Source organism: uncultured Pseudacidovorax sp. (assembly GCF_913773995.1).
In the GTDB taxonomy this organism is placed as follows: Bacteria; Pseudomonadota; Gammaproteobacteria; order Burkholderiales; family Burkholderiaceae_C; genus Xenophilus.
In genome coordinates this window covers 54,584-80,034 of the sequence record NZ_CAJYES010000033.1, presented here as the reverse complement: position 1 = coordinate 80,034, position 25,451 = coordinate 54,584, and the positions used below count along the sequence as shown (strand labels likewise).

At 71.7% G+C, this 25,451-nt stretch carries 25 protein-coding genes; 14 read left to right on the top strand and 11 right to left on the bottom strand.

Features of this window, described 5'->3' with window-relative positions; genetic code table 11:
* Window positions 1-90 precede the first annotated feature (90 nt).
* Complete coding sequence (locus QZ772_RS03300; RefSeq protein ID WP_295522995.1) at window positions 91-534, top strand: cytochrome c; 444 nt, start codon at window positions 91-93, stop codon at window positions 532-534.
* Between the two features lie 131 nt (window positions 535-665).
* Here the strand turns inward: QZ772_RS03300 and QZ772_RS03295 are convergent, their stop codons facing one another.
* A complete protein-coding gene (locus QZ772_RS03295; protein WP_017758391.1) occupies window positions 666-1,163 on the bottom strand; it encodes a TlpA disulfide reductase family protein in 498 nt (165 codons plus the stop codon).
* A 127-nt stretch (window positions 1,164-1,290) separates the two neighbouring features.
* Here QZ772_RS03295 and QZ772_RS03290 point away from each other — a divergent pair, with 127 nt between their 5' ends.
* The 13 genes from QZ772_RS03290 to QZ772_RS03230 all read left to right on the top strand — a co-directional run bounded on the left by QZ772_RS03290 (window position 1,291) and on the right by QZ772_RS03230 (window position 11,710).
* Entirely contained in the window at window positions 1,291-1,803 is a 513-nt protein-coding gene (locus tag QZ772_RS03290) for a hypothetical protein (RefSeq protein ID WP_295523010.1), read from the top strand.
* Between the two features lie 83 nt (window positions 1,804-1,886).
* Window positions 1,887-2,348 (top strand): PTS sugar transporter subunit IIA, encoded by a 462-nt coding sequence (locus QZ772_RS03285; RefSeq protein WP_114802199.1) that lies wholly within the window; start codon window positions 1,887-1,889, stop codon window positions 2,346-2,348.
* Window positions 2,317-2,586, top strand: coding sequence for an HPr family phosphocarrier protein (locus tag QZ772_RS03280; RefSeq protein WP_043116522.1), 270 nt, complete (start codon window positions 2,317-2,319; stop codon window positions 2,584-2,586). Before QZ772_RS03285 ends, QZ772_RS03280 begins: the two co-directional genes overlap by 32 nt.
* Before the next feature lie 163 nt (window positions 2,587-2,749).
* Window positions 2,750-4,531 carry a phosphoenolpyruvate--protein phosphotransferase gene (gene ptsP / locus QZ772_RS03275; RefSeq protein WP_295522991.1) on the top strand — a complete coding sequence of 594 codons (1,782 nt, stop codon included), beginning with the start codon at window positions 2,750-2,752 and terminating at the stop codon, window positions 4,529-4,531.
* A 101-nt stretch (window positions 4,532-4,632) separates the two neighbouring features.
* Window positions 4,633-4,995 (top strand): DUF4148 domain-containing protein, encoded by a 363-nt coding sequence (locus tag QZ772_RS03270; RefSeq protein ID WP_295522988.1) that lies wholly within the window; start codon window positions 4,633-4,635, stop codon window positions 4,993-4,995.
* A 43-nt stretch (window positions 4,996-5,038) separates the two neighbouring features.
* Entirely contained in the window at window positions 5,039-5,509 is a 471-nt protein-coding gene (locus QZ772_RS03265; RefSeq protein WP_295522986.1) for a Spy/CpxP family protein refolding chaperone, read from the top strand.
* Complete coding sequence (locus QZ772_RS03260) at window positions 5,502-6,095, top strand: DUF4260 family protein (protein WP_295522984.1); 594 nt, start codon at window positions 5,502-5,504, stop codon at window positions 6,093-6,095. Before QZ772_RS03265 ends, QZ772_RS03260 begins: the two co-directional genes overlap by 8 nt.
* Window positions 6,096-6,156: 61 nt before the next feature.
* Window positions 6,157-6,963, top strand: a complete 807-nt coding sequence (locus tag QZ772_RS03255) for a response regulator transcription factor (protein ID WP_295522982.1) — start codon at window positions 6,157-6,159, stop codon at window positions 6,961-6,963.
* Entirely contained in the window at window positions 6,960-8,363 is a 1,404-nt protein-coding gene (locus QZ772_RS03250; RefSeq protein ID WP_295522980.1) for a HAMP domain-containing sensor histidine kinase, read from the top strand. The genes QZ772_RS03255 and QZ772_RS03250 overlap by 4 nt, the downstream gene beginning before the upstream one ends.
* Window positions 8,364-8,574: 211 nt before the next feature.
* Complete coding sequence (locus QZ772_RS03245) at window positions 8,575-9,624, top strand: NADP-dependent oxidoreductase (RefSeq protein ID WP_295522978.1); 1,050 nt, start codon at window positions 8,575-8,577, stop codon at window positions 9,622-9,624.
* A 264-nt stretch (window positions 9,625-9,888) separates the two neighbouring features.
* Window positions 9,889-10,206, top strand: a complete 318-nt coding sequence (locus QZ772_RS03240) for a hypothetical protein (RefSeq protein ID WP_295522975.1) — start codon at window positions 9,889-9,891, stop codon at window positions 10,204-10,206.
* A gap of 8 nt (window positions 10,207-10,214) precedes the next feature.
* A complete protein-coding gene (locus tag QZ772_RS03235) occupies window positions 10,215-10,718 on the top strand; it encodes a DUF4188 domain-containing protein (RefSeq protein ID WP_295522974.1) in 504 nt (167 codons plus the stop codon).
* A gap of 146 nt (window positions 10,719-10,864) precedes the next feature.
* Window positions 10,865-11,710: an undecaprenyl-diphosphate phosphatase gene (locus tag QZ772_RS03230; RefSeq protein ID WP_295522972.1), complete on the top strand. Its 846-nt coding sequence runs from the start codon at window positions 10,865-10,867 to the stop codon at window positions 11,708-11,710.
* A 36-nt stretch (window positions 11,711-11,746) separates the two neighbouring features.
* Here QZ772_RS03230 and zwf read toward each other — a convergent pair whose 3' ends face one another.
* The 10 genes from zwf to QZ772_RS03180 all read right to left on the bottom strand — a co-directional run bounded on the left by zwf (window position 11,747) and on the right by QZ772_RS03180 (window position 25,362).
* Window positions 11,747-13,210 carry a glucose-6-phosphate dehydrogenase gene (gene zwf / locus QZ772_RS03225; RefSeq protein WP_295522970.1) on the bottom strand — a complete coding sequence of 488 codons (1,464 nt, stop codon included), beginning with the start codon at window positions 13,208-13,210 and terminating at the stop codon, window positions 11,747-11,749.
* Window positions 13,211-13,467: 257 nt separating this feature from the next.
* On the bottom strand, window positions 13,468-14,319 hold the full coding sequence (locus tag QZ772_RS03220) for a DMT family transporter (protein WP_295522968.1): 852 nt from the start codon (window positions 14,317-14,319) through the stop codon (window positions 13,468-13,470).
* Between the two features lie 130 nt (window positions 14,320-14,449).
* Window positions 14,450-15,001 (bottom strand): cytochrome b, encoded by a 552-nt coding sequence (locus tag QZ772_RS03215; protein ID WP_295522966.1) that lies wholly within the window; start codon window positions 14,999-15,001, stop codon window positions 14,450-14,452.
* A 204-nt stretch (window positions 15,002-15,205) separates the two neighbouring features.
* Entirely contained in the window at window positions 15,206-16,027 is an 822-nt protein-coding gene (locus tag QZ772_RS03210) for an AraC family transcriptional regulator (protein ID WP_295522964.1), read from the bottom strand.
* A gap of 66 nt (window positions 16,028-16,093) precedes the next feature.
* Window positions 16,094-17,650, bottom strand: a complete 1,557-nt coding sequence (locus tag QZ772_RS03205; protein WP_295522962.1) for a class I adenylate-forming enzyme family protein — start codon at window positions 17,648-17,650, stop codon at window positions 16,094-16,096.
* A 102-nt stretch (window positions 17,651-17,752) separates the two neighbouring features.
* Window positions 17,753-21,118 carry a DEAD/DEAH box helicase gene (locus QZ772_RS03200; protein WP_295522960.1) on the bottom strand — a complete coding sequence of 1,122 codons (3,366 nt, stop codon included), beginning with the start codon at window positions 21,116-21,118 and terminating at the stop codon, window positions 17,753-17,755.
* 58 nt (window positions 21,119-21,176) lie between these two features.
* The gene (locus QZ772_RS03195) at window positions 21,177-21,875 is read right to left on the bottom strand and encodes a response regulator (protein ID WP_295522958.1); all 699 of its coding nucleotides are present in this window, start codon (window positions 21,873-21,875) and stop codon (window positions 21,177-21,179) included.
* A complete protein-coding gene (locus QZ772_RS03190) occupies window positions 21,872-23,422 on the bottom strand; it encodes an ATP-binding protein (protein ID WP_295522957.1) in 1,551 nt (516 codons plus the stop codon). Before QZ772_RS03190 ends, QZ772_RS03195 begins: the two co-directional genes overlap by 4 nt.
* Before the next feature lie 223 nt (window positions 23,423-23,645).
* Window positions 23,646-24,200: a hypothetical protein gene (locus QZ772_RS03185; protein ID WP_295522955.1), complete on the bottom strand. Its 555-nt coding sequence runs from the start codon at window positions 24,198-24,200 to the stop codon at window positions 23,646-23,648.
* 13 nt (window positions 24,201-24,213) lie between these two features.
* Window positions 24,214-25,362, bottom strand: coding sequence for a porin (locus QZ772_RS03180; protein WP_295522952.1), 1,149 nt, complete (start codon window positions 25,360-25,362; stop codon window positions 24,214-24,216).
* Between the last annotated feature and the right edge of the window lie 89 nt (window positions 25,363-25,451).

Genomic DNA, 25,451 nt, shown 5'->3' with positions numbered 1-25,451 from the left:
CATTCATCCGCGCCCTGCGAGTCGGGCCCTAAACTCGCGCGCACCGCCAGGCACCGGCCGCGGCGGCCACCCTACAACAAGGACCCTTCGATGATTCGATCTCTCCTTTCCGCGGCCGTGCTGGCCCTTCTGGCCACCGCTGCGGCGGCCCAGCCCACCTTTGCGACACCGCAGGACGCCATCAAGTACCGCCAGGCCACGCTGAAGGAAATGCAGCAGAACTTCAAGCGCGTGGCCGACATGGCCAGCGGCCGCGCCGACTTCGACGCCAAGGTGGCCGAGGCCAGCGCGGCGCGCGCCGCCGAGCTGATCAAGCTCCCCTGGGCCGGCTTCGGTCCCGGCACCGAAGGTGGCAAGGCCAGCCCTGCCATCTGGAAGGAGCAAGACAAGTTCAAGGCCGCAGCCAGCAAGGCCGAAGGCGAAGTGGCCAAGCTGGCCGCCGCCGCCAAGACGGGCAATCTGGACGCGATCAAGGCCGCCATCGGGCCGGCAGGTGCCTCGTGCAAGGCCTGCCACGATTCCTTCCGCGAGTGAGCGCGGCGCCGGGGCCGGCGCGTGTCGCCGGACTCCGCACCGCCGTCTGCCGCCGTTGCGTCTCGTGACTTCGTGCGGACAGCAAAAAGGCGTCTCTCGGGACGCCTTTGTTCTTGGACGCTGCTACGCCTTCAGGCCTGTGCCAGCAGCTTCTCGATCAGCTGGTGCAACTCGGCGAAGTCGGGTTCACCCACATAGCGTTTGACGATCTCGCCGCGCTTGTTGACCAGATAGGTGGTGGGCGTGAGTTTGACGTCGCCCCAGGCCTGCGCGATGGCGCCAGTGTTGTCTATGGCCACCTTGAAGGGCAGGTTGCGCGTCTGCGCGAAGTTCACCACGTAGCTCGGCGGGTCGTAGTCCATGGCCACGGCGACGGTGTCATAGCCTTGGCCCTTGTACTTCTCGTAGGTGGCGATGACGCGGGGCATCTCGGCCACGCAGGTGGTGCAGCTCGTGGCCCAGAAGTTGACCAGCGTCACCTTGCCCTTGAAATCGGCCGTCGACTGGGTGGAGCCGTCCAGCAACACGAACTTGGAGCTGGGTGCCGGGCTGGTACCGGCCTGAAGGTAGACCGCGGTGCCCACCGCCGCCACGGCCGCCAGCGCGAGCGCATACAGTGCTTTTTTCATGGTCAGGCTGCTCCTCGCATCGACAAGGCCTCAAGGCGGGTCATGGACCTCGCGCGGCGATCGGCAGGGAAAGCGGTTTTCATGGGGGCATCCTTCGATGAGGCGTCGGAATTCTAGTTCCGTGTACATGGCTGCGCTGGCATTGCTGGCCGCCTGCAATCCGGTGTTCAACTGGCGTGACGTGCCGCTGGGCGACGGCCTGCTGGTGCTGCTGCCTTGCAAGCCGGACCGCGCCCAGCGCGACGTCGACCTGGCGGGTCAGGCCGTGGGTCTGGACATGGCCGGCTGCGCCGCTGGAGACGCCACCTTCGCCGTGGCGCGGATGGACGGCGGCAGCTCCCCTGCCGAAGCGCTACGTCGCCTGGAGGCCTGGCGCACGGCCGCCCGGGCGCCCTGGCGCGCACGCGGCCAGGTGCAGGAATCGCCCACCCGTGTGCCACGCGCCGCCGAGATCCCACCGGCCATCGACCTCGTCGCCGAAGGTGAGACCGGTGCCGCCGGACCGCCGCACTCCCACATGCGCTGGTTCGCCCAGGTGGATGCTGCCGGCCGCTACACCCTCTACCAGGCGACCGTGCTCGGACGTCCTTCGGACCCGCAGGCGCTGGAGACCTTCTGGGAAGGCCTGCGCCTGCGCTGACGCGCACGGACCGCCGGGCAACCGCCATGCCGGTGCCCCGGGCCCTCGGCCCATAATCGATGCCCTCGCCGCCTGCCGCCTGCATGAACAGCATCCTCATCGTCGCCCACGCGCCCCTGGCTCATGCCTTGCGCCAGTGCGCCCTGCACGTCTTCCCCGATTGCGAAGGCGCACTGGCCGCGCTCGACGTCCAACCCAATGTGTCGCCCGAGGAGTCGCTGGGCGCGGCACGCATCCTGCTGGAGCAGCAGTTCCACCGGGGTGGTTCGCGCTCGAATGTGCTGGTGCTGGCCGACGTGTTCGGCGCCACGCCCTGCAACGTGGCGCAGCAGCTGGTGGACGGCGTGCGCTCGCGGCTGGTGGCAGGCGTGAACCTGCCCATGCTGCTGCGGGCCGTGACCTACCGTCACGAGCCGCTCGACGCGCAGGTGCAGCGGGCCATCGCCGGCGGCACGGCCGGCGTCATGCAGGTGGCCGTGGCCGCCCCCCTCAACCAGGTGAGACGTAAATACAGTGATCAAGACATCCGTGACCATCAGCAATAAGCTGGGCCTTCATGCGCGCGCCTCCGCCAAGCTCACCAAGCTGGCGGGCAGCTTTCCGTGCGAGGTGTGGATCGCGCGCGGCGAGCGACGCGTCAATGCCAAGAGCATCATGGGCGTGATGATGCTGGCCGCGGGGCTGGGGGCCACGGTTGAGCTGGAGACCGATGGGCCGCAGGAGCAGGAGGCGATGAACGCCATCGTCGCCCTGATGAACGACAAGTTCGGCGAGGGCGAGTGAGGATGTGGCCCCCAGGCTTATCACGCCGCTGCGCGGCGTGTAACGCCACCCCCCGAGGGGGCTGGCCGCGCTTGGGGCGGCCCAGCGCGCGGCCGATGCCCCCAGGCTGCTCGCGCTGCTCCGTGGCGGGTAAGGCGGCCTCCCAAAGGGGCTTGCCGCAGCCATGACCATCTCCATCCACGGTCTCAACGTCGCCCGGGGCATTGCCATCGGGCGGGCGGTGCTGGTGGTGTCGAGCCGGCTGGATGTGGCGCACTACTTCATCCAGCCGCAGGAAATCGAGACGGAACTCGATCGCGTGCGAGCGGCACGCGACGCGGTGGCCGAAGAGCTGGAGCGCCTGCGCGCCAGCGTGTCACAGATGAAGCGCGACGAGGCGCCGCACGAGCTGGCGGGCCTGCTCGAAGTGCACCTCATGCTGCTGCAGGACGAGGCCCTGTCCGAGGGCGTGCGCCACTGGATCGTCGACCGGCTCTACAACGCCGAATGGGCGCTCACCAGCCAGCTCGAGGTCGTGGCGCGCCAGTTCGACGAGATGGAGGACGAGTACCTGCGCGAGCGCAAGGCCGACCTCGAGCAGGTGGTCGAGCGCATCCTGCGCCAGATGAAGGGCACGGCCGCCGTGCTGGCCCCGCCGCCGCCGCCGCCGCGCAAGACACCGATCGCCGGCGACGACGAGGCCGACGGCTTCGACGCCCCGCTGGTGCTCATCGCGCACGACCTGTCGCCGGCCGACATGGTGCAGTTCAAGAAGAGCGTGTTCGCCGGCTTCGTCACCGACGTCGGGGGGCGCACCTCGCACACGGCCATCGTGGCGCGCAGCATGGACATCCCGGCCGTGGTGGGCGCGCGCGTGGCCAGCCAGCTGGTGCGGCAGGACGACTGGGTCATCATCGACGGCGACGCCGGCGTGGTGATCGTCGACCCTTCGCCCATCATCCTGGCCGAATACGGCTTCAAGCAGCGCCAGGGCGAGCTGGAGCGCGAGCGGCTGTGGCGGCTGCGCCATCGCCCGGCGGTGACGCTCGACGGCGAGCGCATCGAACTGCTCGCCAATATCGAGATGCCCGAGGACGCCGCCGCCGCCGTCAAGGCCGGTGCGCAGGGCGTGGGCCTGTTTCGCAGCGAGTTCCTTTTCATGGGCCGCGAGGCGCGCCACCTCAGCCGTCTGCCCGACGAGGAAGAGCAGTACGAGGCCTACCGGCGCGCGGTCGAGGGCATGCAGGGCATGCCCGTCACCATCCGCACCGTCGACATCGGCGCCGACAAGCCGCTGGACGGCAAGGCCGCCCGGCAGGAATACCTCAACCCGGCGCTGGGCCTGCGTGCCATCCGCTGGAGCCTGTCGGAGCCGGCCATGTTCCTGGCGCAGTTGCGCGCCATCCTGCGCGCCGCGGCCCATGGGCCGGTGAACCTGCTGATCCCCATGCTGGCCCATGCCAGCGAGATCCGGCAGACGCTGGTCTTCATCGACAAGGCCCGTGCCGAGCTCAAGGCGCGCGGCGACGAGGCCGGCCCGGTGCGCCTGGGCGCCATGATCGAGGTGCCGGCGGCGGCGCTGTCGCTGTCGATCTTCCTGAAGCACTTCGACTTCCTGTCCATCGGCACCAACGACCTGATCCAGTACACGCTGGCCATCGACCGGGCCGACGAAAGCGTGGCGCATCTCTACGACGCCTGCCACCCGGCGGTGCTGCGCCTGGTGGCGCAGACCATCGCCGAGGCGCGCCGCCTGGGCAAGGGCGTGAGCGTGTGCGGCGAGATGGCGGGCGACGTGCAGTTCACGCGCTTGCTGCTGGGCCTGGGCCTGCGCAGCTTCTCGATGCATCCCTCGCAGATCCTGACCGTCAAGCAGGAGGTGCTGCGCGCCGATGCCGGCAAGCTGGCCCACTGGGCGCGCCAGGTGGTCGACAGCGACGATCCCGCCGAGCTGCTGGGCCGCTGAAAGAAAAGAAACGAAACACGGCGCGACGGCCGTGAAAAGACCGGGCGCGGACCGCCCGGCACCATGAAGGCTCTTTCAACAACCTCTTCGAAAGACCTCTCATGACCAACGTCCGCGCTGCCTTCCTCGCCGTCTCTGCCTTCGCCCTGCTGGGCACGGCGGCCCATGCCGAAACCTACGAGGGCGTGACCGCGCCCGTCTCCGCGATGAGCCGCGACGCCGTCCGCGCCGAGGCGCGCGCCACGGCTGCCGCCCCCGACCAGAACGTCACCCGCGGCTCGCGCGGCCCCGAAACCGTGGCCGTCTCGCAGCCGCGTGCCCGCGTGGTGGCCGAGGCCATCCGCACCGCCGCCGCGCCGGACCAGAACGTGAGCTCGGGCTCGCGCGTGAACAGCACCGTGATCTCCACGCTGCCCAACCCGGTCGACGTGCGCGCCCAATCGGCCGCCGGTTCGCGCCTCTGAGCGCCCTGCCGCACCTGTCCGAGCCACTCCAGGAGCCCTCATCATGAAGTTCCGTCCTCGCATCGCCCGGGGCCTGCTGGCCCTCCTCGGCGGCACGCTGCTGCTGGGTTCGCTCACCGCCTGCGCCGGCCGACACGGCTGGCACGAGGCCGGGACCGACAGCGGCGCCATGCGCGCCCACATGGTCGAGCGCATCGGCCGCAAGCTGGACCTGGACGCCGATCAGCGCCAGCGCCTCGACACCCTGGCGGCCAAACTGCAGAGCCAGCGCCAGGCCATGCGCGGCGACGCCACCGACCCGCGTGCGCCCTGGCGCGCGCTGTTCGCCGGCCCCACCTTCGACCAGGCGGCGGCGACGCGCCTCGTCGAGGAGAAGACCGCCGCGGTGCGCAGCGGCAGCCCCGAGGTGATCGCCGCGCTGGCCGACTTCTACGACCACCTGCGCCCGGCCCAACAACAGCAGGTGCGCGACTTCATCGAGCGGCGGGGCGGCCGCTGGTCACGCCATGGCTGAGGCATTGCTGCCCCGCAAGACGGACTGGCCCTCGGCGGAAGCCGGCCATCCTCTTAGCTCGGGTGAACGGGCGGGCTCGGCGCTGCGTGTCGGCGCGGGCGCCGCGGTGGGTGCAGGTGCTTGTGTCGTCGATGGGCACGATGCGATGGCCGGCCGCAGCGGCTCATGGCATCGGCCCGCGCCGCCTGCGCAGGCCGGCGCGGTGCAAGGCGGCGTGCGCCTGCTGCTGCGTGCCGAGGGCGCTGCGCTGCTGGTCTTCGCCATGCTCGCCTATGCCCAGCTGGCGCCCGCCCAGTGGGGTCGCTTTGCCGCGCTCCTGCTGCTGCCCGACCTGGCGATGCTGGGCTACCTGGCCGGCCCGGCCCTCGGTGCGCGCGCCTACAACGCGGCCCACAGCCTCATCGGCCCGGTGCTGCTGGCGGCGGCCGGCCTGGCACTGCCCGCCCAGGCGCCGCTGTTCTGGCCGTTGGCGGCGATCTGGCTGGCGCACATCGGCCTCGACCGGATGCTCGGCTACGGGCTCAAGTACGGCCGTGCGTTCGGCCACACGCATCTGGGCCGTCTTGGCCCCCGCGACCCCTGGTGATGGGCGCCAGCGCAACGCCCGCAGCGGGGCTGCGCGCCACGCCCCTGGGCACAATTCCGCCATGTCCACCGACGCGCCCCGCATCCTGCTGATCGACGACGACGTGCACCTCGGGCCGCCGCTCGCGAGCTACTTCGCCCGCTTCGGCTGCACGCTCGACTGCGCGCTTCGGCCCAGCGAGGGACTTGCCAAGCTGCGAGCCCACCCCTACGACGCCGCCATCCTCGACGTCATGCTGCCGGAGATGGACGGCTTCGCCCTGTGCCGGCAGATCCGGGCCGACAGCGACATCCCCATCGTCATGCTCACCGCCCGCGGCGACGTGATGGACCGCGTGGTCGGCCTGGAGCTGGGCGCCGACGACTACCTGCCCAAGCCCTTCGAGCCGCGGGAGCTGGTCGCGCGCGTGCAGACCATCCTGCGCCGGCAGCGTGTGCGGCCCGCCGTGGCGCCGGCCTCCGCACAGCGGCATGACTTCGACGGCCTGGCCATCGACCTCGACCGCCGCGAGGTCGTCCGCCATGGCGAGCGGCTGGAGCTGACCGGTACCGAATTCGAACTGCTGGCCCTGCTCGCCTCCGAGCCCGGCAAGGTCTTCAGCCGCGACGACATCCTCAACCGGCTGCGCGGCCACGAGGCCGAGCTGTTCACCCGCGCGGTGGACATCGTCGTCAGCCGCCTGCGTCGCAAGCTGGAGCCGCTGGACTGCATCAAGACGCTGCGCAACGCGGGCTACACCCTCGCCGTCGGCCGCGTGGACGAACAGCCGAGGTCCACCCCAGCCTCCGACCCCGTTCGCCCTGAGCCCGTCGAAGGGCAGAACGGCGCACAAGCCGCCTCGGCACGCCGACCTGGCGCCCCTTCATGACGCCGCCGCGCGACACCCAGGCCGATCCCGCCTGCGACCGGCTGCTCCCCCGCCGCCTCCAGCGCCGACGTCGCTGGCGCCAGCGCTGGAGCCATTCCCTGCGCCTGCGGCTGGTGACGCTCTTCGTGGTGCTCGCACTGGCCATGACGGCCGTCTTCCTGGGCGGCCTCCGCGCGGCCTTCGGCAGCACGGGCTGGCGCGCGGTGGCCCAGCCGCTGCTCAGCGACTACATGGGGCGCGTGGTCGACGAGATCGGCAGCCCGCCCAGCGTCGAGAAGGCGCGCGAGCTGGCCGCGCGGCTGCCCATCTCGCTGCGCATCAGCGGGCCGGTGGTCAACTGGGCCTCCGATCCCGACGACGAGCGCCATCGCCGGCGCGACTGGCTCACCCCGCGCGTGCCGACCGCGACGGGCGAGGACCCCTGGTACGTGCGCCGCACCGCCGACGGCCACCGCATCACCTTCGGCTGGAGCCCGCGGCTGATGCAGCAGGCCAACGACGGCTTCGACGGGGTGATGGTTGCGCTGGTGATCGGCCTGATCCTGCTGGCCTACGGCGTGGTGCACAAGCTGCTGCGGCCGCTGGAGGACATCCGGGCTGGCGCCGAGCGCTTTGGCCGGGGCGATTTCTCGCGGCCCATTCCGCTGCGGCGCCGCGACGAGCTGGGGGAGCTGGCCCAGCACATCAACACCGTGGCCGAGGACATCAAGCGCATGCTCGACGCCAAGCGCGCGCTGCTCCTGGCCGTGAGCCACGAGCTGCGGTCCCCGCTGACCCGCGCCCGCCTCAATGCCGAACTGTTGCCCGAGACGCCCGAAGGCGCTGCCGAGCGGGCGGCCCTGCTGCGCGACCTCAACGAGATGCGCGACCTCATCAGCGACCTGCTCGAAGGCGAGCGCCTGTCCAGCCCGCACGCGGCCCTGCAGCGCGAGCCGGTCGACCTGCTGGCCCTGGCGCGCGAGGTGATGCAGGAGCTGGTCTCGCGCGGCCTGCCGATGGCCGAGGCCGTGCAGGTGGAGGCGGCTGCCGATCTGCCGGCGCTGTCGCTGGACCGGGCCCGCGTGCGGCTGCTGCTGCGCAACCTGCTGGCCAATGCGCTGCACCACGGCGCCGGGCCGCAGCCGCCGCGCCTGTCGCTGCACCGCGCACCCACGGCGCCGGATGAGCCCGACGGCGTCTGCATCGAGGTGCGTGACTTCGGCCCCGGCGTGCCCGAGGACCAGCTCGAACGCCTGGCCGAACCGTTCTATCGCCCCGACAGCGCGCGGGCGCGCGGTGCCGGAGGCGGAGGCGTGGGCCTGGGCATGTACCTGTGCCGGCTGGTCGCGCAGGCCCACGGCGGCCGGCTGGACCTGCGGCTGGCGAAGCCGGGCCTGGCGGTGACGGCGCTGCTGCGCTGATCCGCTGACACGAGGGCGAGGGCGCTCGCCGTGGCGCCACTTGTGCCCCGTCGCGGCGGTGTGTCCTGCCGTGTGACGCGTCGCGTATCGGCGCGCGGTGCGCAGGCCTGCCGGTGCTGTCGCCTGCGCAACCAGCCGCCGCCCGGCCCCTGGCTAGCATGCCCGCGACCGTCCGCACGGCCCCGACGACATCGCACCAGGAGACACCCGAATGACCGCCACCCCCGCTGCCACAGCCAACCGCCAGTTCCGACTGGCCCGCCGCCCGCAGGGCGCCGCCACGCGCGAGGACTTCGACTTCGTCGCCGACGCGCCCATTCCCACGGTGGAGGAGGGCGGCGTGCTGGTGCGCACCGAACTGCTCTCGCTCGACCCCGCCATGCGCGGCTGGATGAACGAGGGCCGCAGCTACATCCCGCCCGTGGGCATCGGCGAGGTGATGCGCGCCGGCGGCATCGGCCGCGTCGTGGCCTCGCGCAATCCCGGCTTCGCCGAAGGCGACGCCGTGTCCGGCCTGCTCGGCATCCAGGACTTCGCCGCCTTCGGCCACGCGCAGATCCAGCGCGGCGACGTCCGCCGCATCGACCTCGCCGCCGGCACGCCGGGCCAGTGGCTCAACGTGCTGGGCATGCCAGGCATGACGGCCTACTTCGGGCTGCTGGACGTGGGCCTGGCCAAGGCTGGCGACACGGTCGTCGTCTCGGGCGCCGCAGGGGCCGTGGGCCAGACGGTCGGCCAGCTGGCCAAGATCAAGGGCTGCCGCACCGTCGGCATCGCTGGCGGCCCGGCGAAGTGCGACTGGGTGGTCAAGGAGCTGGGCTTCGACGCCTGCATCGACTACAAGGCCAGCCCGCAGGCCGTGCGCGAAGGCCTCAAGCAGCATGCGCCGCGCGGCGTGGACGTGTACTTCGACAACGTCGGCGGCGACATCCTCGACACCGTGCTGGCCAAGCTGGCGCCCAAGGCCCGCATCGTCATCTGCGGCGCCATCAGCCAGTACAACAACGCCAACAGCGCGCCCACCGCCGGTCCGCGCAACTACCTCAGCCTGCTGGTCAGCCGCGCGCGCATGGAAGGCATGGTGGTGTTCGACTACGCCGACCGCTACCCCGAGGCCATCGCCGAGCTGGCGGGCTACCTCAAGGACGGTCGCATGAAGAGTCGCGAGGACGTGGTCGACGGGCTGGAGAACTTCCCGGAGGCGCTGGCCAAGCTGTTCTCGGGGGGGAACTTCGGCAAGCTGGTGCTGAAGGTGGCTTAGGGACGCTCTTCACGAATCGCGCGGCAACAGGCCGCTGCGAATCGGGATGCGTTGCGAGGCGCAAAGCGCCGGGCTGTTGCGAGCAGTGGCCCCGCCGCAGACCGCCCAAGTCCGTAGAGGCGCACGGCGCGTGTGCGGGAAGCGCATCCCTGAGGTCATGTGCAGTCGCCCCTGCTTGAGCAGCATTCAATGCAGGGGGACCGTGGTTGTCGCAGGCGGCACCTTGTGGCAATGTCCCCGGTCACAAGCATGAAGGGAGATTCCATGACCACGTTCCATCTTTGGGTGTCCGTCGCCTGTGGCGTCACTACATTCGCCTTCGCATGGCACAGCCGCAGAGCGGGCGCGGCCAACAACTGGTTCCGTCTGAGTCTCGGGTTGACCGGTGCGAGCTCCGCGCTTGCCGTGCCGGGTCTGTTCGATGCGTTGTCTGCAGCCACATCCATGCAGCTGTTCGCCTGGGCGAGTTCCGTCCTTGGGGCGGTGGGTGGGGCACTCGCGGTAACGTCGATCCGGCCGCAGGATTGGCGGGTGCCCGGCCTGTTGCCGCAGTGGGAGCCCGAACCCCCACGCAAGCCATGATGCCTGCCATGCTTCATCGCGAACGCATGACGGCCCGACTGGACGGGGAGTTCGCCGTCTTCCTCATCGGCGCCCGTTTCAATCGGCCGTGGGCGGTGCACAAATGGCTGCCCATCGCCCGCGCCATGCCGCGCATGCTGCGCGAGCTCTACGCGCAGCCCGAGCTGGGCCTGCTCAGCCACGAGATGTGGTTCTCGCGCACGCTGGTGCTGGTGCAGTACTGGCGCAGCATGGACGCACTGCTGGCCTATGCCAGGGCGCGCGACGCGGCCCACCTGCCGGCCTGGCAGCAGTTCAACCGCGCGGTCGGCACCGACGGCAGTGTCGGCATCTGGCACGAGAGCTACGTGGTGCGTCCAGGCATGTACGAAAACGTCTACGTCAACATGCCGGCATTTGGGCTGGGCCGGGCGGGCACGCTGGCGCCGGCGGTGGGCCCGATGCGTTCCGCAGCGGGCCGGCTGGGCGTCGATGTCGCCGACGAACCGATGGCCACGAAGACCGCGGATTGAGTCCGGGTGCCGAGCCGGTCGCGTGGCCGTCAGCTTGTGTTCCGAGAATCCGGCGCTCATCCCGCACAGACGCCCGCCCATCGCCTTGCCGATGGCCAGGTCGGCGGCCATGCGCTCGCATTCCAGAACATCCTTCCGCTCTCCTCATGACCGCGCTCCAAGTCGCCATCCTGGCCCTTATCCAGGGTGCCGCCGAACTGCTCCCCGTTTCCAGCTCCGCCCATGTGATCACCGCCGAGAAGCTGATGGGCCTCGATCCGACCACGCCCGAGATGACGCTGCTGCTGGTCATGCTCCACACCGGCACGATGTTCGCGGTGATCGTCTATTTCTGGCGCAGCTGGAATAAGGCGTACTTCAGCTCGTGGAGCGCGTTCAAGCAGAGCGCGACGGGCGTGGTGCTGGCCACGGTTTGCACGGGCGTCGTGGGCCTCGGGCTTCAGTTCGCGATCAAGCACTGGGTGCTGGCCTCCGACCCGCAGTTCGAGATCGAACACCTGTTCGGCAACTCGCGCCTCATGGCCGCCGCGCTGGCCGCAGCGGGCGTGCTGATCATCGCGGCCTCCTTCATCCCCGAGCGGACCAGCCGGCGCGTCGGCGGTCCCTCGGCCCTGCTCATCGGCGCCGTGCAGGGGCTGTGCCTGCCCTTCCGGGGCTTCTCTCGCTCGGGCGCCACCATCTCGACCGCCATGGCGGTGGGCATCGAACGGCGCAAGGCCGAGGAATTCAGCTTCGCCCTGGCCGTCGTGCTGACCCCCGCCGTGATCGTCAAGGAGGTGCACCGGCTGCTCACGGCTTCGGCCACCGGCCCTGCGGTCGCGGTGCACGATCTCGGACCGGTGCTCGCACCCAGCGCCTTCGGCATGGTGCTCAGCTTCCTGGCCGGGCTCGCGGCGCTGCGCTGGCTGTCGTCCTGGCTGGAGTCGGGGCGCTGGTACCTCTTCGGTGCCTATTGCCTCGTGGCCTCGGCCTTCGTGCTGTGGTTGGGGTGAGCTGAAAGCACAAGGCGCGGCGGACGGGTCAGGGGCTCAGCCCTGACCCTGGCTCGTCGGCCGCCACGCCCGCTCGAAAGGGAGGCGCCACGCATGCGGTGCGATCAGCTGGTGCACCGGCTTCGGCCCCCATGAGCCGGGCTGGTAGAGCCGCACCGGCGGCGGTGCCTCCAGCAGCGGCTGCGACACCTCCCACAGCCGCTCGATGCCCTCGGCGGTGGTGAACAGCGTGCGGTCGCCGCGCATGGCGTCGAGGATCAGCCGCTCGTAGGCCTCCAGCACCTCGTGCACGTAGCCGGTGTCATTCATCGCGAACTGCAGGCTCAGCTTGTCCAGCCGCATGCCGGGCCCCGGGCGCTTGCCGTAGAAGGACAGCGACATCTTCGACGCGTCCGCCAGGTCGAAGGTGAGGTGGTCGGGCCCCTGCGAGCCCACGCCGCTGCCGGCCGGGAACATGCTCTTGGGCGGCTCGCGGAAGGCGATGGAGATCACCCGCTGCCCCTCGGCCATCCGCTTGCCGGTGCGCAGGTAGAAGGGCACGCCGGCCCAGCGCCAGTTGTCGATGTGGCACTTGAGGGCGACGAAGGTCTCGGTGTCCGAGTCCGGGTCCACGCCTTCCTCCTGCCGGTAGCCGGCGTACTGGCCGCGCACCACGTCCTGCGGCGGAATCGGCAGCATGCTGCGGAAGACCTTGTTCTTCTCCTCGCTGATGGGCGCCGGCTCCAGCGAGGTGGGCGGCTCCATGGCCACGAAGCCCAGGATCTGGAACAGGTGCGTGACGACCATGTCCTTGTAGGCGCCGGTCTGCTCGTAGAAGGCACTGCGCTTGCCCAGGCCCAGCGTCTCGGGCACGTCGATCTGCACGTGGTCGATGAAGGTGCGGTTCCAGATCGGCTCGAACAGGCCGTTGGCGAAGCGGAAGGCCAGGATGTTCTGCGCCGCCTCTTTGCCCAGGAAGTGGTCGATGCGGAAGATCTGCTCCTCTTCGAACACCTCGTGCAGCTTCGCGTTCAGGTCGCGGGCGCTGGCCAGGTCGGTGCCGAAGGGCTTTTCCATGACGATGCGGGCGCGCTCGACCAGGCCGGCCTCGCCGAGGGTGCGCACCACGGGCAGCGCGGCCTTGGGCGGCACGCTGAGGTAATGCAGGCGGCGGGACTCGGTGCCCAGCTCGGCCTCGGCCCGGGCCACGGCCTCGGCCAGCGCCGGTGCACCGGCCGACAGCGGCACGTAGTCGAGCGTGGCGGCGAAGGCCTCCCAGGCCGCCTGGTCGACCTTGCGGCTGCCGAACTCGTCCAGCGCGGCGCGGGCGAAGCGGCGGAAGCCCTCGGCGTCCAGGTCGTCCAGCGAGCAGCCGACGATGCGCCAGGCGGGAATGAAGCCGGCACTGCACAGGTGGAAAAGCCCGGGCAGCAGCTTGCGCCGCGCCAGGTCGCCGGTGGCGCCGACGAGCACCACCACCTGGGGAAAGCGTGGGCCCACGCCGGGTTGGATCTTGGCCATGAACGATGTCCTCTCTTCTTGCAGTGTGCGGTGTGACAGCGGGGGTGATGGATTGTTCTTCACGGAGCACGCGCCGGGCGCCTGCCTCGTGCCACCGGCCATAGCGAATTCAGTGCCAACGAAGCGCTCTTCGCCACTCCGCCGCGCGCCGGACACGCTGTTGCAGCGTCACCCGCGACATTGTTCACGCGGAGGGCCCGCGCGTGCGCCGCGGGTGCTGCGGTGCCGTGGGTGTCGTCGGGCGGGGGCGACGCCGATCAGCGCGCCCGCGAGCCCATCACCGCCGCCGACACGATCATCGCGGCCGCCAGCGCGATGCCGCCGGTCAGGGGGCGGCCGGTCACCACCAGCAGCAGGGTGGTCGACAACAGCGGCGTCAGGTAGCTCAGGATGCCGATCTGCCGGGCATCACCCGTCTTGAGCGCCCGGTCCCAGAAGAAGAAGGCCGCGCCCAGCGGACCCAGCCCGCACAGCGCCACCAGCGCCCAGTCGCGGACCGACAGGCTGGCCGCCGGCTCCAGCAGTGCATGGCAGAGCAGCGCCAGCAGCCCCGACACCAGCCCGAAGGCGCCGATGGCCGAGGTGGGAAAGGCCGGCACCCGCTTCGTCCACAGCGAGTAGCTGGCCCAGATGAAGGCCGAGCCCAGCGCCGGCACGAAGCCCCAGGCGAAACCGCCGGCGCTTCCCGTGCCGCGGGCGCTCAGGATCGCCACCGCCGCGCCCGCAAAGCCCAGCAGTGCGGCCACCACATGCAGGGGTCTGAGCGCCGTGCCGGGCAGCAGCACCGGCGCCAGCACCACCATGCCCAGCGGCCAGAGGTAGTTGACCAGGTTGGCCTCCACCGGCGGCGCATGGCGCAGCGCGATGAACAACAGGAAGTGGAAGCCGAAGAGCCCGTAGATGCCCAGCGCCAGCGTGCGCGGCGGCACGGCCCAGGCGCGGCGGTCGCGCAGCACCAGCGGCCAGCTCGGCAGGCTGCCGATGATCAGTGCGGCGCCGGTGAGCAGGAAGGGTGGCACATGCGCGAGTGCGGTGCCCAGTGCGGCGAGCGAGGCCCACAGCGCGATGGCGGCCAGGGCGTGCAGGGTGGAGGCGGAGAGAAGGCGCATCCGCCAAGCTTAGGCGGCCGCGTCGTCGCGCACCGCCGGTCTCTCGTCGCGAGGCTGCGATCTGGCAAGGAGGGCGGGCTCGTCCGGCGGGCCGCGCGAGGACGAAAGCCGCGCCCGCGTTCACACCCTGTCAGGCCCGCCCCGGCAGCATGCGGCGCAGGGTGTTGTCGTGCAGCACATGGTGGTGCATCAGCGCCGCGGCGGTGTGCGCGCCCACCAGCGCATAGCCCACGCTGGCGCCGGCCTCGTGCACTTCCTTGATCAGGTGCGCCAGGTTGGGGGCCGGCGGCAGCGGCGAGGGCAGGGGCAGACCGAAGAAGGCCACCGGCGTGCCCTTGGCGGCCAGCGCGAGCCAGCCCAGCAGCGGCATCGCCAGCATCAGGCCGTAGAGCGCGAACTTCATCCATCGCGCCAGTTGCTCCTGCCAGGCGGCCGGCGCCGGCACGATGGCCGGGCGCGACTGCCGGGCCACCAGCGCCAGGCGCAGGCAGGCCAGCGGCAGCACCAGCAGGCCCAGGCTGTAGTGCAGCCCGCGCAGCAAGAGGTAGGTGTCGCTGCCGCGCGGGAAGTTATCGGAGCCCAGCATGCAGCCGTAGACCGCGACGATGAGCAGCGCCATGCCCCAGTGCAGGGCGATGGCGGAAGGTGTGTAGCGCGGGCGGGGCGATGTGGCGGTGGTCATGGGAGAGCGCAATCGTGGAATGAGGCCCTGGCGGGCCGGGCGGCCCTTGCGGCTCGCGGAGGGCGAGGCGGCATCGGCCGGTGCGGGCGCGATGGTCCCGCCCGGGCATTTAGGCAGTCTTAAGACGGCGCGCGCTGCTTGGCCCGGATCAAATGCGGGTCGCTGGCATGGCGCCAGCGCGCTGGCGCTGGGGGAAGGCGCCCCTCAGGCGCTCCAGCCGCCTTCGCGGCGCAGCGCCGCTGTGAGCGCCGAAGGTGAGCGGTAGCCGGTGCGCCGCGCCGTCTCGGCCACTGCCAGGCCGCTCGCCCGCAGGCGGCGCGCTTCGGCCAGGCGCAGTGCGCGCAGCCAGGCCAGCGGGCTCAAGCCGCGCTCGTCGCGGCAGCGCTGGGCGAACTGGCTCGGGCTGAGGAAGGCGCGTGCGGCCAGGTCTTCGACACCGAGCGGCCGGTGCCAATGGGCCGCCACCCAACTGGAAAGCGCCGCCCAGTCGATGGGCCGGCCGCGCGGCAGGCCTCGGTCGAGTGCTCCCGTCGGTGTGCCGCTGCCAGGGTGCATGAACCCCCGAGGCACCGTCGTTCCTGTGCCCTCTGCCGCAGCCGTTGCAAAAGCTGGGGCGGTCGAAGAGGCGGGCACCGACCAGGCCTCGCACAACAGCAGCGGCGCCTGGGCCAGCGCCAGCGCGGGCGGTTGGGGCTGCGACAGGCACAGCCCCAGAAAGCTGGCCAGCGCCGCCGCATGCGGGCCCTGCGCCGCGCGGCCTGCATGCGTCGTCCAGGCCGCGTCGCGGGTGTCCAGCACCAGGCAGCGGCTGGCGCCGGCCTCGGCCTCGAAGTCGTGGCGATCGCCCGGCGCCACGACGAAACCCTGGCCCGCGGCCAGACGCCGTCCCCGGCCTTCCACATCCAGTGAGAGCACCCCCTGCAGCGCCACCAGCACCTGGAAATGGTCGTGCGCATGGCTGCCACGCGATGGGCCGTAGTCGCGCAGCGAGAGGGCGGCGGGTGTCGGGGCGGAAGCGGCAGTCATGAGGCGATTGTCCGGGGCCCTGGGCGCTTGGGGTGACCGGCGGAGGACGCGGTGGACTTGCCCCGCTCAGCCGCGCTCGGCGGCCCAGCGATCCCGCAGCTCGCGCTTGAGCACCTTTCCGATCGCGCTGCGTGGCAGCTCGTCGATGAAGCGCAGGCCCGCCAGACGCTGGGTCTTGCCGAGCTGCTCGTTGGCCCATTCGCGGATGGTTTCGGGCGCGGTGGTGTCGCCCGGCTTGTGCACCACGTAGGCCACCGGCGTCTCGCCCCACTGCTCCGACGGGATGCCGATCACCGAGCAGTCGGCCACGGCCGGGTGGCGGCGCAGCACGGCTTCCAGGTCGCTGGGGTAGAGGTTGAAGCCGCCGCTGATGACCATGTCCTTCTTGCGATCGAACAGCGTGAGGAAGCCGTCGGCGTCGAAGCGGCCTACGTCGCCTGTGCGGATGAAGCGCTTGCCGTCGGGTGCGAACCATTCGGCCTCGCGCGTCTTGGCGGGTTGCTTGTGATAGCCGACCATCATGCCGGCCGAGTGGCCCACCACTTCGCCGGCCTCGCCCGCGGGCACCTCGCGGCCCTCTTCGTCGATGAGGCGGATGTCGCTGCCCGGCGCGGCGCAGCCGACGGTGTGCAGCTTGTCGGGATGGGCATGGGCTTCCAGGATGCAGGTGCCGCCGCCTTCGGTCATGCCGTAGAACTCGATCAGCCCGCCCGGCCAGCGCGCCAGCACGTCGGCCTTGAGTTCGGCGCGGAAGGGCGCGCTGGTGCAGAACTTGGACTGGAAGCGCGAGAGGTCGTGCCGGTCGAAGTCCGGGTGCGCCATCAGCCGCTGGTACTGCACCGGCACCAGCATCGTGTGCGTCACGCCTTCGCGTTCGGCCAGCTGCAGGTACTGGCCGGCATCGAACTTGGGCATCAGCCACACGCAGCCGCCGAAGGCCAGCGTGGGGAAGAACACCACCAGCGTGGTGTTGGAGTACAGCGGTGTGGACAGCAGCGTGACCGACTCCGGGCCGTAACCGTAGACGGCGCCGCGCTGGATGTGCGCCCAGCGCATGCCGTGGCCCTGCACGATGCCCTTGGGCTCGCCGGTGGTGCCCGAGGAATAGATGATGTTGAAGGGCGTGGCGGGTTGCACCTCGGCCGGCTGCGGCGTGGCGCCTTCGGGCGTGAGCCAGTCGGCCAGCGGCCGCGCGCCGGCCATCTCGCCCTGCAGTGCGATGCGCGCCGCGGCCGGCTCGCCCGCGCCACCCATGGCCGCGTCGCCGACGGCATCGACGAACACCCGGCGGGCATCCGCATCGCGCACCATGCGCGCCAGGCTGTCGGGCGCGCTACCGGGGGCAAGCGGCGCCACCGCCACGCCGGCACGCAGCGCGCCGAGGAAGACGCAGGCGTAGTCCACCGAAGCATTGGCGCAGATGGCGATGGCATCGCCCACCCCCAGTCCATCGCGCTGCAGGGCGGCGGCGATGCGGTCCATGCGGGCGTCGAGCGCGGCGTAGTCGAGCCGGCCGTGCGTGTCGGCCAGGGCGGGGCGGCCGGGCCGTTCGCGGGCATGCGCGCGGATGAGGTCGGACACGGTGCCGAAGGCGTGCTCGGCCACGAATTGCTGGGCGTTCATGAAGCGTCTCCTGAGGGCGCGGCCGGCTGCGGCCGTTCTGCCGGCCAGCATAGCGGCGCTGCTTCGCGCGAGCTGTCGCCTGCTTGCCCGCCAGACTGCGCCTCAGCTCCCCAATGGCCGCAGCAGCAAGGCCACGTCGTCTTCGGTGAACAGCAGCCGGTCGCCGCTGGCGCCGCCTTCCAGCAGGCCCTGCGACAGGGCCGCCTTGCGTGCCTGCATGGCCAGGATGCGTTCCTCGATGGTGCCCTCGGCCACCAGCTTGTAGACCATCACCTGACGCTGCTGGCCGATGCGGTGGGCGCGGGCGGTGGCCTGCGCTTCGACGGCGGGGTTCCACCACGGGTCGTAGTGGATGACGGTGTCGGCCTCGGGCAGGTTCAGGCCCGCGCCGCCGGCCTTCAGGCTGATGAGGAAGAGCGGCACGTCGCCGCGGGTGAAGCGGGCGATGGCGGCCTCGCGGTCGGTGGTCTGGCCGGTGAGCGTGGTCCAGCGCAGCCCGCGCTCGCGCAGCGCCGACTCGATCAGCGCCAGCATGCTGGTGAACTGCGAGAACAGCAGCACGCGCCGGCCTTCCTCCAGCATCTCGGGCAACACGTCCATCAGCCATTCGAGCTTGGCCGATTGGCGCACCTGCTGCGCCGCCGGCAGCGACTTGACCAGGCGCGGGTCGCAGCACACCTGGCGCAGCTTGAGCAGCGCATCGAGCACCTGGATCTGCGAGCGCGCCAGCCCGCGCTCGGCCAGCGACTCGCGCACCTGCCGCTCGGTGGCCAGGCGGATGGTCTCGTACAGGTCGGCCTGCGGTCCTTCGAGCGTGACGGCGCTCAGGGTCTCGATCTTGTCGGGCAGCTCCTTGGCCACGTTCTGCTTGGTCCGCCGCAGCAGGAAGGGCGTGACGCGCTTGCGCAGCTGTTCGAGGCAGGCCGTGTCGCCATGCCGCTCGATGGGCGTGCGGAACACCTCGCGAAAGCGCGCCTGGCTGCCCAGGAAGCCGGGCATGAGGAAGTGGAACAGGCTCCACAACTCGCCCAGGTGGTTCTCCAGCGGCGTGCCCGACAGGGCGACGCGCTGGCGCGCCTCCAGACTGGCGGCGACCTGGGCGACCTGCGAGTCGGCATTCTTGATCTGCTGCGCCTCGTCCAGCACCACCACGTGCCAGGCCTGCTTCTGCCAGAAGACACGGTCGCGCGGCAGCAGCGAATAGGGCGCGATGACCAGGTCCGTGCCGCCGAAGCCGCCGCGGCCATGGCGCTGCGGGCCATGCCACAGCGCGGTGCGCAGCGCGGGCGCGAAGCGCGCGGCCTCGCGCCGCCAGTTGCCCAGCAGGCTGAGCGGCGCCAGCACCAGGCAGGGCCGGTCTAGGCGGCCGTCTTCCTTCTCGCGCAGCAGGTGGGCCAGGGTCTGCAGGGTCTTGCCCAGGCCCATGTCGTCGGCAAGGATGCCGCCGAGCCGGTGGCGGCGCAGGAACTGCAGCCAGTCCAGGCCCTGCTGCTGGTAAGGCCGCAGCGCGGCCTGCAGGCCGGCCGGCGGGGCCACCGCGGGGAGGGCGGCGTCGCCGCCCAGTTGGCGCAGCAACTCGCGCAGGCGGTCCGCGCCGTCCCACACCGCGCCGTCGTCCAGCGTGGCGCCGATGCGCAGGGCCTCGACCGGTGTCAGGCGCAGCGTCGCGGCCTGCTCCCAGTCGGGGGCGGGGCGTTCGGCCACCAGGTCCAGCAAGGCCTGCAGCCAGGGCTTGAGCGGCGCCGAGGGCAGGCGCAGCCAGCGACCATCGGGCTGTTCGCGCCACAGCCAGTCGGGCAGTTGCGGGCCGTCGGGGCCCTGCTCGATCTGGGCCAGCAGGCCGGGCAGCCAGGGCAGCACGTTGTGGCGTTCGCCGTCGATCTCGATGCCCAGCGACAGGTCGAACCAGGGTGAGGCGACACGGTCGTCCGGGACTTCGCCCGCGGGCGTGGCGTCCTCGGGCGTGCCTTCCACGATGCGCAGCGCCAGCGCATGGGGCGGCTCGGCCAGGCCGCGCAGGGCAGGGTCCGGCTCGACGCGGAAGCCGGCATTCGTCAGTGCGGCCCAGCCGCTCACGGCCCAGTCCAGCCAGCGCGCCGCCGAGGTACCGTGCCAGCGGCCGAGCGCGTCGACCGACAGGTCCAGCGCCTGCAGGCGCTGGCGCGCCCACTGCTCGGCGGCCAGGTCGCGCTGCAGCAGCACGCGGCGCCCGTCGTGCTCGGCCAGCACCTGGGCCGGATGCTCGGGCCAGTGGCCACGCAGGCCGCCGTAGTCGAAGTCCAGCAGTGCGACGAGCAGGCCGCGGGCGGCGCGCTCGGCCGGCGGCACCGGCCGCAGCCGCAGGCAGGGCTGTGGCTTGCCGTGCGGCCAGGGTTCCGGATGGTCGGCGCGCGCGGGCAGCGGCAGGCCCAGTTGCCGCGGCAGCAGCTCGGCCTCGACATCGTCGAAGGCCGACTGCGGCAGTGGCCCCAGGGTGAGCAGCTGCGTCAGCTGCGCTGGCGACAGGCCCGCGGCCTCGGCGACGCCGCATTCGCCCGCGGCCCGGTCCAGGTACAGCGGCGGCAGCGCGGCATACAGCGTGCGGCCTTCCCCCGGCTCGGCCAGGACGGCTTGCAGCATCCAGGCGGGCGCATCGCCCAGCGTGGCAGGCGCCCAGTGCCATCCGATGGCGCGCGGCGCGCCCCAGCGCAGCGGCGCACTCTGCGGCCGGCCCTCGGCATCGGCCAGGAAGAGCTTGCCGGTGCGGGCTGCTGCCTGCAGCGCAGCCGGCGCCTGCGCGCCCTGCAGCAGGCCGCTGGCCGTGTGCAGGTAGAAGGCGCCGCCGAGCCGGCCGATGTGGGCCAGGCAGTCGCGGTCGGCGTCGGACAGACCCCCGCCGGGCAAGCCCAGCCGCACCATCGCGTCCGCATCGGGGGAGCGCAGACGGCCCCAGCCCCCGCGCTTGAGCGGCCTGGCCAGCCGCCAGGCCAGCATCGGCCGCGCCGGCTCGCGCGGGCTGCGGCGGCTTTCCTGCAGCAGGTAGATCGGTGGATCGCTCTCGGGCGCGGCCGGTGGCGGCGCCAGCTCGTCGAACAGGCCCAGCGAAGGCGGCAGCCCCGAGGGCACGGCGGGTGGTGCGGGCCGGGGCGGCGAGGGCGGCTCGGTGCCGCGCACGGTGCCGCTCTGGTAGGCCGCCTTGAGCGTGAGCGCCACCGCATGCCGGCAGCGGCTGCCGGCGGCGCAGCTGCAGTCGCTGCCGAAGCTGGCGATGCGGCCGTCCTCGCCGAGCTCCAGAAGCACGCTGCATTCGTGCACCTGCCGGTCCTCGCCCTGGACCTCGCCTTCGATGCGCCATTCGCTGCGGCTGGCCGGTGCGAGCGAGTGGCTGAGGACCTGCTGGCGGCGGTAGGCATCCAGGCCGCGCTGGTAGGCGGCGACGGGCAGGTGCTGGGCGAGGGTGGCGGGGGCGATCAGGAAGGCGGCGCGCATCGGGGCCCGGAGTGTCCCAGATGCGAGGGGCACGGCCTCCCCGCCACCGCAGAAGCGTTCAGCCCCGTGGCGTCGGCGAGGCCGGCGGCGCCTCGAAGGAGAAGCCGACGCCGTACACCGAGCGGATCCATTCATGCTCGGGCGCGGCCTGCGACAGCTTGCGGCGCAGGTTCTTCACATGGCTGTCGATGGCGCGCTCGGTGACGTCGACATCGTCTTCATAGGCCAGCTCCAGCAGGCGCGCGCGCGAGAAGATGCGGCCCGGCTGCCTGGCCAGCACGCGCAGCAGCGAGAACTCGCGCCGCGTCAGGTTGAGTGACTGGCCTCCCAGCGAGGCATGCCAGCAGCTCTCGTCCAGCTCCATGCCGTGCGCGGCGGCCGCCACTTCCTGCGGGGCATGCGTGCGGCGCAGCACCGCCGCCACGCGGGCCACCACCTCGCGCGGCGAGAAGGGCTTGCAGACATAGTCGTCGGCGCCATGGGCCAGGCCCAGCAGGCGGTCCACTTCTTCCGTGCGGGCCGTGAGCATGATCACCGGATGCTGCGTGTGCACCCGCGCCTGCTGCAGCACCGTGAGGCCGTCCAGGCCCGGCAGCATGATGTCCAGCAGCGTGAGGTCGGGCGGCGTCTCCAGCATGTGGCGCAGGGCCTCGCGGCCGTCGGCCACATGGTCGGTCTGATGGCCTTCGCGGCGCAGGTAGTCGCGCAGCACGTCGGCGATGTCGGTTTCGTCTTCGACGATGAGGATGCGGGTCATGTGGGTTCGGTGTCCGAAAGGGGAAGGGAGACGGTGATGCGCAGCCCGCCCAGCGGCGAGGCCTCGGCCTCGATGTCGCCACCGTGCGCATCGACGATGGCGCGGCAGATCGCCAGGCCCAGGCCCGAGCCGCCCAGTGCGCGGTTGCGCGAGGCCTCGGCGCGGAACAGGCGGTCGAACAGGCGCGGCAGCTCGTCCTCGGTCACGCCGGGGGCGCTGTCGTCCAGCTGCACGACCAGCGCCGGCGCGCCGTCCACCCGGTCGATGCGGGCCTCGATGGCGAGGCGCCCACCCGCGTCGGTGTAGGCGAGCGTGTTCTCCAGCAGATTGACCCACACCTGGCTGAGCTTGCGGGCCTCACCCAGCACACGCGGCGCGCGCTCCTCGGCCAGGCGGCGCACGCTGTCGGCATCGACCGCGATGCCGGCCTGCACAAAGCGGTCGCGCGTGGCCGTCAGTGCCTCCTGCAGCAGCGTGAGCGGATAGGCTGGGGCATGCTCGTGCAGCGTGGTGCCGTGGCTGTCCATGCTGTGGCGCAGGTCGTCCACCAGCTGCGTCAGGCGCATCACCTGGCGGTGCAGGCGCAGGGCGGTGCGGTCGTCGAAGCTGCGCACGCCGTCCTGGATGGCCTCGATCTCCGCCCGCATGGCGGCCAGCGGCGTGCGCAGCTCGTGGGCCACGTCGGCCAGCCACGCCCGCCGGCCCGACTCGGCCTTGTCCAGCCGGTCGGCCATGGTGTTGAAGGTGCGGCCGAGCAGGGCCAGTTCGTCCTGGCCTTCCACGCGCACGCGCGTGCCCAGGCGGCCGCGCGCCACGGCGCGCGCCGCCTGGGTGAGGTCGTCGATGGGCGCCAGCCAGCGGCGGCCGACCATGCCGGCGATCAGCAGGGCCGCCACCAGGCCGACGACACCGGCCAGCGCAATGAAGCCCGAATGCCGGGCCAGGAAGGCGCGGTCGGCCTCGTGTTCCAGCCCCTGCATGGGCGCCAGCAGCAGCTGGCCGATGATGACCGTGCCGCTGCGGATGGGCAGGTGCGCGGCCGTGGCCGGGTCCACCCGCGCGCCCACCACCAGCTTGCCGCCGTTGTCGACGACGCCCAGGCGCTTGAAGATCAGGTCCGGCGGACCGCCCTCGCCGATGCGTGGAAAGAACCAGGGCGGTGCAAAACGCTCGCCCGGCTCCAGCGGCGAGGGCGGCTCGCGACCTTCCGCGAAGGGCAGGCTCCAGCCGCCGCGCCCGCGACCCCCCCAGAAGCCGCCGGGCTCGCGCTCGCGCGGGGCCAGCGAGGCCGGATCCACCTCGCCGCGCTGGAGGCGGACCCAGGCTTCCTCGTTGCCGCGCAGGCGCGACCAGTTGCCGTTGGCCACGTAGTGCTGCTGCAGTCGCTCGGCCAGCCAGCTCAGTCGGCGGATCTCGATCTCGGCTACGTAGGGTCCCAAGCCGCTGCGCAGCGAGAGCATGGACGAAATGGCAAAGGCCACCAGCAGCGTGAGCAGCAGGGTGGCCAGGGCCAGGAAGAGTTTGCGGGTGAGCGTCAGGCGTGGCATTGGACGGCCGCCGGCCGGGCCGGCGGCGGAAAGGGCCAGGGCAGCTCCGCAGGCGGCAGGGCGTGCTGGACGATGGGGCCGAGGGTAAACAAATCCTGGTGACTCGGGCGCGCGTCGCCGTCGCAGGGCGTCCAGCTGAGCCATGCGCCGCCGATAACGCCGACGATGGCCGTGACGGGGCCCATGGCGCGGCGACCACGGCTCGGCGGCGTCGACCGGCCGATCACGCCAGCCCCCCCGCGAGCCGGATCAGCGGCAGTCGCATCGTGGCCCCCATGGCTCCCCATGTCGAAGGCGCTGCGTAGAGTCGGCCATGGTGTCCGTCGATGGCTTGCGCACACAGGGCCAATGCCCGCAGCGAGGCATCCTGGTGCGGGTCCGCGGCCAGCGAAAGGCCGTGCACGCGGCGGGCCAGGGCGGGTGGCTGCGCCCCGGCCGGCTCGTCCACCACCGAGACGGCGGCCGTCGTGCCCTCGGCGCGCGCATGGATGCGCACCACGCCGCCGATCGGGGTCAGCAGTTCGGCCGCGAGCTCCAGCAGGCGCCGGAGCGTCTGCGCGAGCGGATCCGGCGCCATTGCCACCCACAGTGCATGCGCGGGAAGTCGCCATTCGGCGTGCACGGCCGGCGCGAGGCGGGGGCCGACCGCCAGGGCCGCCAGCACGGCACGCAGGTCGGCCTGCGGATGGGCCGTGTCCCGGGCCGGCAGGGCGGTGCCTGGGGACGGATGGGATTCGGGCCGCCAGGCGGCGGCGTCGGTGCGGGCTCCGGCTCTCATGGCAGTCTGTGCCTCAGAAGTTGTGGCGGATGCCGAAGTCGTAGCCCGTGGACGACTTCGGCAGGCCGCTGTAGCCCACGCCCACCGAGCCGTAACCGGTGGTGGCCGCGGCCGACAGGCTGCCGGTGTAGGCGCTGTCGTTGCGGTTGCTGATGCGTGCCACGGTGGCATACAGCGACGTGCGCTTGGACAGGTTGTGCACGTAGCCCAGCGCCAGCTTGCGCGAGCGCGGCGCCTCGCCGTAGAGCGGCGCGAGCGAGCCTTCGTCGTAGCGCACCTGGCCGTAGGAGGCGCGGATCAGGCCCGCACCTACCGGCATGCTGGCGCCGATCAGATAGCCGTCGTAGTTGTTCGCCAGCGAGGTCTGCAGCGTGTCGGATCGGTCGCGCACGTTGGAGAGTTCGCCGAAGAGCTTGACCGGCCCGAAGTCGTAGGTGGCGCCGAGGTTGCTGCGGCGCACGGTGCGGGTGAGGCTGCCGCTGTCGGTCACGGTGGTCTGGCCGGAGGCCAGGGCGATGTCCAGCGGCCCGTTGGCATAGCCGAAGCGCGCACCGGTGTAGCGGCCGGCGTCGCTGGTGCCGGTGAGGCTGGTGCTGGTGTCCACGTTCTCGTGCGCCGCGTACTGCACGTTGCCGTAGAAGCCGCCCAGCGTGGCCGGCAGGAAGTAGCCCACCATGTTGCTGGCGCGCAGGTAGTGGGTCGCCAGGCCGGTGTCGGCCGCGCTCACCGCGCCGATGACGTTGGCGCCCGAGCCGTTGCCACCGAAGGGGTCGAAGATCGTGTCGTTGAGCGAGTTGGCGGTGCGATCGCGGCCCAGGCGGAGCTCGCCGAAATGGCCCGACAGGCTCACCGTCGAGCGCCGCGTGAACGCCAGGCTGCTGGCGCCGTCATCGCTGGAAAGTGGGGCCTCCAGCCAGAAGCTGGCCGCCAGCCCGCCGCCGAGGTCTTCCACGCCCCGCAGACCCAGGCTGCTGTTGCCGTAGCCCGAGTTGCCCAGGCTGGTGCGGCTCTGGCGCGTGGTGAGGCCGGTGGTGGCATCGGTGGCCGTGGCCGACTGGTAGGTCACGCCCGTGTCGATGGTGCCGAAGAGTGTGACAGACGATTGGGCCGAGGCGGCCCCGGCGAGCGCGCCGCAGGCCAGGGCGACGAGGGTGTTCTTCATTCTTGCTCCGTTCCTTTCGAGCCATGGCCAGCCGTCGGCTGGGACCATGGACGCCGGCAGGAGACCGGCGTGGACGAATGGTCGGGGGC